The sequence below is a fragment of the uncultured Campylobacter sp. genome, assembly GCF_938031315.1.
Taxonomy (GTDB): Bacteria; Campylobacterota; Campylobacteria; order Campylobacterales; family Campylobacteraceae; genus Campylobacter_B.
The window spans coordinates 1-6,988 of record NZ_CALHHT010000415.1 but is presented as its reverse complement, the minus strand read 5'-3'; the positions used below and the strand labels follow the sequence as shown (position 1 = coordinate 6,988).

General features: G+C 51.9%; 9 protein-coding genes and 1 pseudogene. All 10 read left to right on the top strand.

From position 1 onward, the window contains the following. Positions 1-356: pseudogene (locus Q0236_RS10415) on the top strand (hypothetical protein); the annotation flags it as partial. After that, positions 337-723, top strand: coding sequence for a hypothetical protein (locus tag Q0236_RS10410; RefSeq protein WP_297917546.1), 387 nt, complete (start codon positions 337-339; stop codon positions 721-723). The pseudogene Q0236_RS10415 and the gene Q0236_RS10410, both read left to right, overlap by 20 nt. After that, positions 608-1,825, top strand: coding sequence for a beta-ketoacyl synthase N-terminal-like domain-containing protein (locus Q0236_RS10405; RefSeq protein ID WP_297917543.1), 1,218 nt, complete (start codon positions 608-610; stop codon positions 1,823-1,825). The genes Q0236_RS10410 and Q0236_RS10405 overlap by 116 nt, the downstream gene beginning before the upstream one ends. Next, positions 1,822-2,250 (top strand): hypothetical protein, encoded by a 429-nt coding sequence (locus tag Q0236_RS10400; RefSeq protein ID WP_297917540.1) that lies wholly within the window; start codon positions 1,822-1,824, stop codon positions 2,248-2,250. Before Q0236_RS10405 ends, Q0236_RS10400 begins: the two co-directional genes overlap by 4 nt. Continuing rightward, positions 2,243-2,977 carry a 3-oxoacyl-ACP reductase FabG gene (gene fabG, locus Q0236_RS10395; protein ID WP_297917537.1) on the top strand — a complete coding sequence of 245 codons (735 nt, stop codon included), beginning with the start codon at positions 2,243-2,245 and terminating at the stop codon, positions 2,975-2,977. Before Q0236_RS10400 ends, fabG begins: the two co-directional genes overlap by 8 nt. Then, complete coding sequence (locus Q0236_RS10390; protein WP_297917534.1) at positions 2,971-4,200, top strand: beta-ketoacyl-ACP synthase; 1,230 nt, start codon at positions 2,971-2,973, stop codon at positions 4,198-4,200. Before fabG ends, Q0236_RS10390 begins: the two co-directional genes overlap by 7 nt. Before the next feature lie 10 nt (positions 4,201-4,210). After that, positions 4,211-4,633 (top strand): excinuclease ABC subunit A, encoded by a 423-nt coding sequence (locus Q0236_RS10385; protein ID WP_297917531.1) that lies wholly within the window; start codon positions 4,211-4,213, stop codon positions 4,631-4,633. Then, entirely contained in the window at positions 4,623-5,978 is a 1,356-nt protein-coding gene (locus Q0236_RS10380; protein ID WP_297917528.1) for a beta-ketoacyl synthase chain length factor, read from the top strand. The genes Q0236_RS10385 and Q0236_RS10380 overlap by 11 nt, the downstream gene beginning before the upstream one ends. Beyond that, on the top strand, positions 5,968-6,660 hold the full coding sequence (locus tag Q0236_RS10375) for a hypothetical protein (protein ID WP_297917526.1): 693 nt from the start codon (positions 5,968-5,970) through the stop codon (positions 6,658-6,660). The genes Q0236_RS10380 and Q0236_RS10375 overlap by 11 nt, the downstream gene beginning before the upstream one ends. Next, positions 6,657-6,988, top strand: a 332-nt coding sequence (locus tag Q0236_RS10370; RefSeq protein ID WP_297917523.1) for a hypothetical protein, incomplete at its 3' end; no start/stop codon positions are given. The genes Q0236_RS10375 and Q0236_RS10370, both read left to right, overlap by 4 nt.

Below are 6,988 nucleotides of genomic sequence, written 5' to 3'. Positions count from 1 at the left end.
TTTTTATAAGTGGATGCGCGCGCAAGGCACCCGAGCAGATAGCGGAATTTAGCCAAAAGCAGTTCATCCTGACGGATGAGCTCGGCGTAAAAAGCAGAGCCCTAATTTCAAAAATTTCACCCGCAAGCGGCGAGGATAGCCGCTACAAGCTCGTCTGGCTCGATATGCTAGGCGCGCCGATCGCACGTAAAATTTTATCGATCACGGGCGGCGGCGAGGCGAAATTTCGCAACGACGGCTTCCTGCCGCCCGATTCGCAAAGCGAGCGCGTATTTTTAGCCCTGCTTGAGAATGCGGATAAACCGAATTTCACCATAAACGCAAAGGGGCGCCGATATGACGCAGTATCTAAGTAACCCCGGGCTCATCTGTGCGGGCGCAAACAGCGCCGCAGAGCTTTTTAGCGCGCTGTGCGAAAAAAGATCCGCGCTGCAAAAGCTTAGCGTCTATGGAAAAAATTTCATCTTTGGGCGCGTGGATACGTCGCTGCCAAAGATCAAAGATCGCGCCTACGCCACGCGCACGAACGCTCTGGCGCTTTACGCCTGCCTCGGCGCGCACGGACAGATCGAGCAAGCCGTGCAAAAATTCGGCGCACCGCATTGGCGTGGTGTTTGCGACCACCAACACAGGCGTGCAAGAAAACTATGCGGAATTTTTTGCCTGCGGCAAAGACGCGGAAAATTTTATCTCTCAAGGCGGCGAAAGCTCCACGTCGTGTAGTGAAATTTCCACTGCAAACGGCGAAAATTTCGCCAAAATTTCAAAAGCCGCAAACGATAAATTTAAAAACTTCTGCTTCGAGCGCAACTCTCACGCAAACCCCGCAAATTTTATCCGCGAACGCTTCGGGCTAAAATCCGTCGCGATCGGAGTTTCGAGCGCCTGCACCAGCGGAAACAAAGCTCTCATCGAAGCTTCACGCCTCATATACGCGGGACTTTGCGACGCGGTCGTATTCGGCGGCGCCGACGCATTAGACGAGCTCACGCTGCAGGGATTTAGCGCGCTTGAGATTTTAAGCGAGCAGCCGCTTAGGCCGTTTTCAGAGGCGCGAACAGGTACAAATCTAGGCGAGGGAGCCTGCGCGTTCGTGCTCTCGCGCGAGCGCATAAGCAACGTCGCGCTTTTGGCTCACGCAGCAAACTCCGACGCTTATCATATTACAAAGCCCGATCCTAACGCGCGCATGCAGATCGCAGCGATCAAAACCGCGCTAAAATCGGCGCAGCTGCAAAGCGTGGACTACGTAAATCTACACGGCACTGGCACTGCGGCTAACGACGCGATGGAGGCCCTGGCTATGAGTGCCGCCCTGCCCTTAGCGCCCGTAAGCTCGTCAAAATGGGCGATCGGACACACCCTGGGCGCTGCGGGGGCGATCGAGCTTGCCGTGTGCTACGAGGCGATCAGACAGGGCGTGATCCCGCCAAATTTTACGAACGATAAAATTTGGCGCGGCTCGGAGGCTGAAATTTTTCATGGCGCGCAGGCGCGGCGCGGCGTGCGAAACGATGAAATTTTAAATAGCGTAAGCGATCAAATTTCATGTAGCTTGGGAGATGAAATTTTGCAAAACGCGCAGAGTGAAATTTCAAAAAGCAGCGCGGATAAAATTTTGGCTGCGTCTAAAGCTGTGCAAGGCGCGGATGATAAAATTTTAAAAAGCGCTGCGGATCAAGCTTTGCAAACGAGCGAAATTCCAGCTGCGCTGTCTAAATTTAATCTCGCGTGCGAAGCCAAAAAAGCGCGCGTAGATACCGCAATGAATCTAAACTTTGCTTTTGGCGGCGACAACGCCGTAACCATAATAGGACGAGTATGAGAGCCTCTAGTATCCTACCGCAGAGCGGATATATGGTCTTCGCAGATGAAATTTTAGAGATTAGCGACGGATATGCGAGCTGTGCGTTTAGCGTTAAAGAGGACTCGCCGTTTACCGAAAACGGAGAGCTCGGCAGCTACGCGTATATGGAGATAATGGCGCAGTGCATCGGCGTGTATTCGGGCTACAGAAACGACGGCGAGGCGAGGCTTGGGTTTTTGCTAGGCGTGCGGAACCTTGATATTTCGCGCGCAAGCCTGAAGCTGGGCGAGCGCGTGATTACGACGGCGAGGCAGAGCGTGAGCGACGGCGAGGGGCTATATATCTTCGATTGCGAGATCCGCTGCGGCGGCGAACATATCGCAAGCGCCACGCTAAGCGTGATGAACCCGAACGATGAAATGCTAAAGAGTATAAATGGCTAAGAGAATTTTAATTACCGGAGCAAGCGGCGGTATCGGCGAGGCGTGCGCGTTAAATTTAGCGCAAAAGGGTTACGGCTTGGCGCTAAATGGGCGCAATGAAGCAAAGCTAAAAGACGTAGCGAAGCGCTGTTTGGACGCGGGCGCGGCGGAAGTTCAAATTTTAAAATTTGACGTCGCAGATACCGCTGGGGCGCAGGAACATATCGAAGCAGACATAGAGGCAAACGGCGCATACTGGGGCATCGTGCTAAACGCTGGCATTACGCGGGATAACTCCTTCGTGTGGTTCGAGCGCGAGGATTGGCAAAGCGTGATAGATACGAATTTAGGCGGGTTTTATAACGTCATAAAGCCCGCGCTGATGTCGATGATCCGCGCCAAAAAAGGCGGGCGTATCGTGGTGATGAGCTCGGTTAGCGGAATCGCCGGCAACCGCGGCCAGAGCAACTACGCCGCTAGCAAAGGAGGCCTAATCGCCGCGGCAAAATCGCTAGCGATAGAACTTGCAAGCCGCAAGATCACGGTAAACGTCGTGGCTCCCGGGCTCATCAAAACGGCGATGAGCGAGAGTATAAACGAGGTCGCAAGCGAGCAAATTTTAAGCGCGATCCCGCTAGGCCGCATCGGTGAGCCGAGCGAAGTAGCGCATTTGGTGGAGTTTTTGCTAAGCGAAAATTCCGCATACATCACAAAAGAGGTTATTAAAATAGACGGTGGATTATGTTAAATAGAGTAGTTATTACGGGTTTTGGCAACATCTGTGCATTCGGGCGGGACTGGGCGAGCATCAAGCAGAATTTGGCGCAGCAAAAAAGCGCCGTAGTTTATATGAGCGAATGGGATATCTTCGGCGAGGAGCTAAACACTAGGCTTGGCGCGCCGATACGAAACTACGCGCCGCCTGCGCACTGGAGCCGCAAAGATACCCGCTCGATGGGCAAGGTAGCGATGTTTGGCGTCGATGCTGCGGGCGAGGCTCTGGCGGATGCTGGGCTTTTAGAGGATGAGCGCATAAAAGACGGCCGTATGGGCGTCGCAGCGGGTAGCTGCAGCGGCGATGCAAAGGCTACTGGCGAGGTCATAGATATTTTGCATGGCAAGGATAGCACCTTCAACGCCAACTCATACGTAAAGATGATGCCTCACACCGTCGCTGCAAATATCGCGATCTACTACGGACTAAAAGGCAGGCTCATCCCCACAGGCTCTGCGTGCACGAGCGCGTCTCAAGCGATCGGATACTCCTATGAAGCGATAAAATTTGGCCTGATAGATATGATGCTAGCAGGCGGCGCGGACGAGCTGCACCCGAGCCAGGCATTCGTGTTTGACAAGCTCTACGCGACAAGCTGTAAAAACGACACCCCTACCCTCAGCCCCGCGCCGTTTGATATAGCGCGCGACGGGCTGGTTTTGGGTGAAGGCGGCGCTATATTCGTGCTAGAAAGCCTAAGAAGCGCACTTGCGCGCGGCGCTAAAATTTACGCCGAGATAGTAGGCTTCGGCACGACCTGCGACGGCACGCATATCACCCGCCCGCAGAGCGAGACTATGCGCGCGGCGATGCAGCTGGCGCTCAAAGACGCCGCAATTTCGCCGGATCTCATCGGGCACGTAAACGCCCACGCTACGGCGACCAAGCAGGGCGACGTCGCAGAATCTACGGCAACGCATGAAATTTTCGGCTCGCAGACGCCCGTGAGCTCCTACAAGGGCTATTTAGGTCATACTTTGGGCGCGTGCGGAGCGCTGGAAAGCTTCATCTCGGTGATGATGATGAACGAGGGGCTATTCTATCCGAATCTAAATTTACGTGATATCGATCCGGAATGTGCGCCGCTTAGGTACCTCACGCAGCCGCAGGAGATAAATACGAATTACGTTATGAATAATAACTTCGCTTTCGGCGGCGTAAACACCTCTTTGATTTTTAAAAAATTTATCAACTAAAGGAGAGAAAATGAAAAAATTTCTATTTTTCGTAGTTGCGACGCTTTTTGTCGCTAATTCGGCTTATGCCAAAAACGATATCGTGCGCTTCCCGATCGCTGCGGCACTCGCAGAGCCAGACGCTAAAGCCAAGCTTGATCCGAACATAAAATTCTACTTCGGCAACAAATCCGCAGGCAGAAAGATCACGCAGCAGCTAAGCTCGAACAAAAAAACAAACAGCGTCAACAAGAGCGATCAAGCCGCATGCAACCGCGCGTTTTTATCGGCGCTGCTTAGCTTTCAAGACCGAGCCAAAAAAGAGGGCGGCAACAAGGTCGTAAACATCACGAGCTACTATTACAAAAACGTTTTCGTAAGCGACAAAGAGTTTGAATGCGGCGTAGGCTCGATAATGAGCGGCGTCACGCTAAGAGGCTATATTGCAAAATAAACTAAGCTTCGGCGTAGTTTACGCAAGCGCGATAATTTCGGGCGAGCCGGCGGAGTTTTATAAAAAACTCGCCGCTTGCTTGGACGGAATTTCCGAAGTAAGCTTAGACGAAAATTCCGATCTCGCTTGCGATACGGATCAAAATTTTACGTATGATTTTTTGTCAAATTCTACGCAAGATTTTACAGATATTCCGGACTGCAAGCAGAATTCTATAAATCCCGCAAATTTTTCAGCATTAAAAAACGGGGCTTTACAAAAAAGCTCCGAAGAAAATTTAAAAATTTCTGCTCACACCCGCTTAAAAGAGGAAATTTTAGTTCTCGAAGCCTTAAAGAAAAAACCGGCTCTTGAGCACATTCCGCCGTTACAGCGCCGCCGCTTGGGGCTCGGGGCGAAACTTTGCATCTCGCTTTTAGGCGAAATTTCGCAAAATGCGCCGCAAAGCTTAGCTGAGGAAAACTCCTTAAATCTCGCACCTCAAAATTTAGATGCAAGCAAAAGCCGCGCCGCCACACAAAACCCGCCGCCGCGGGATTTTTCAAATGAGAATTCTTTAAATTTTACGCAGCAAAATTTAAATTCGTCGCAGCAAGATTTCACAAATGAAAATTCCTTAAATTCCGCGAGGCAAAATTTAAAAGCAGGCGATGACACCGCGACGCAGGGCGAAGGAATGCCGCTCGTCTTTTGCTCGCGCCTGGGCGAGATCAACCGCTGTTTTAGCCTGCTCGGCTCGATGGACGAAAGCGTCTCGCCTTCGAGCTTTTGCGTCAGCGTACTCAACGCGATCGCAGCGCAAAATGCGATTTTTACGCAAAATCACGCCGAAATTTCGACGATCTCCGCAGCGTGCGCGCTCGAAAACGGCGCAATAATCGCCGCTGCAAGGCTGAAAGAAAGCGCGGAAAATTCCGGCTCCGAGCAGGACGCAAACGAAGCAGGCAAAAACGGCGAATACAAGTCGGGTAACGATAAAATCGCCCTGCTCTGCTATTTTGAGGAGGCAAATAACGACTATCTGAAGCGCTGCGACTTCGCCTGCGCCCTACTTCTGGTGCTTCAGCGCGGAGATGACGTGCAGATAGAAATTTCGCCGCACGTTGTGGACGCAACGGCGCAGAGCCTAGAGGCACAAAATCCGAAGCCGCGAGCCGAGAATGAAATTTTACGAAGCTTTAAAAGAGGCGGCGAAATCCCGCTAGATACCGCGGTGGAATTTTTAGCTAAAATCCTCTCTGGCAAGCGCGAATGGCGTAGCGGCGACGGGGTTTTGGACTATCTTTGGCGCGTCAAAGATCCCGCTAAAATCGCAGCTTTTTTAAGGCAAGATCGTGAGCGTTAAAATAGCAAAATTTCATCGCATGAGCAAGCGCGGCGAGACGAGCAAATTTGATCAAAATCCCAGGCCGCACGTAGCTGCAAAGGCGCGAACGACAAGCTTTAAATTTAGCCGCTCCGCCAAACGCGGATATAGTGAAAGTTTTAAATTTAGCCGCGCTATCAAACACGAGCTCGCTCAAACGGCGCATCTTAAAAGCACGCCGAAAGGGCGCGTACCATGCGCCGCCAAATCGCGCTACAATGAGGCGCGCTGCGAAAATACGCCGCCGAGGCATACGCAACGAACCCAAAAAAATCCGCCTAAACGCTGCGAGCTGCGAGCCATAAAAATTTTACCGCAGCGGCGCGTGGAAGACGCCGTAAAATTTCGCTATAAAGACAGATGCGGCGAGCTGAAACGGTACGCGCAGCAGGCTGTAAATTTTATAAATTTAGCAGAACAAAGCTCGGGCTACGAGTTTAAATTTAGCCGCGCTATGAGCCAAGCGGGCGTTTGGGCAAGACGAGTGCAGCAAGCCGCAGTGGCGCATGAGGCAAATTCTAAAAGCCGCGCGGTATCGGCATGCGCAGCAAACGTCAAAATATTGCCAAAATTATGCGTAAGCAAGCCGCAATTTCGGCTGCGAGCTAAAATAGCTTGCTTGGCAAACCGTAAATTCGGCGTAGCGAGGCGGGCGCGATGAATTTTAATTTTTGCGGCGCTATGAGCTATAAATTTAATCTGGTGGCGCGGCATAAGATCGCGCCCGAGCAGTGCATACACGGCTTTACGGAAATTTCGTCGCGACAGCAGGCTGGGCTAGCCTTGAAAATTTTATCGCAACGCTGCACACGACGAACCGCGGAAATTCCGCCGCGACAATATGCACAACGAAGCATGTGGCAGACCGCAGCGGCGCGCGCGGCAAAGCATAAAAAATTTATCGTGACACACGCGACGAACGGCAAAAATTCCGTAAAAATGTCTCTTATTATGCGTTACGAAAATTTCACTACTTCGGCGCATACCGC

What these genes read in the sequence shown, in the direction of transcription:
- Q0236_RS10410 (WP_297917546.1), top strand. Translation starts at nt 337, where the DNA reads ATGACGCAGTATCTAAGTAACCCCGGGCTCATCTGTGCGGGCGCAAAC.
- Q0236_RS10400 (WP_297917540.1), top strand. Translation starts at nt 1,822, where the DNA reads ATGAGAGCCTCTAGTATCCTACCGCAGAGCGGATATATGGTCTTCGCA.
- fabG (WP_297917537.1), top strand. Translation starts at nt 2,243, where the DNA reads ATGGCTAAGAGAATTTTAATTACCGGAGCAAGCGGCGGTATCGGCGAG.
- Q0236_RS10390 (WP_297917534.1), top strand. Translation starts at nt 2,971, where the DNA reads ATGTTAAATAGAGTAGTTATTACGGGTTTTGGCAACATCTGTGCATTC.
- Q0236_RS10385 (WP_297917531.1), top strand. Translation starts at nt 4,211, where the DNA reads ATGAAAAAATTTCTATTTTTCGTAGTTGCGACGCTTTTTGTCGCTAAT.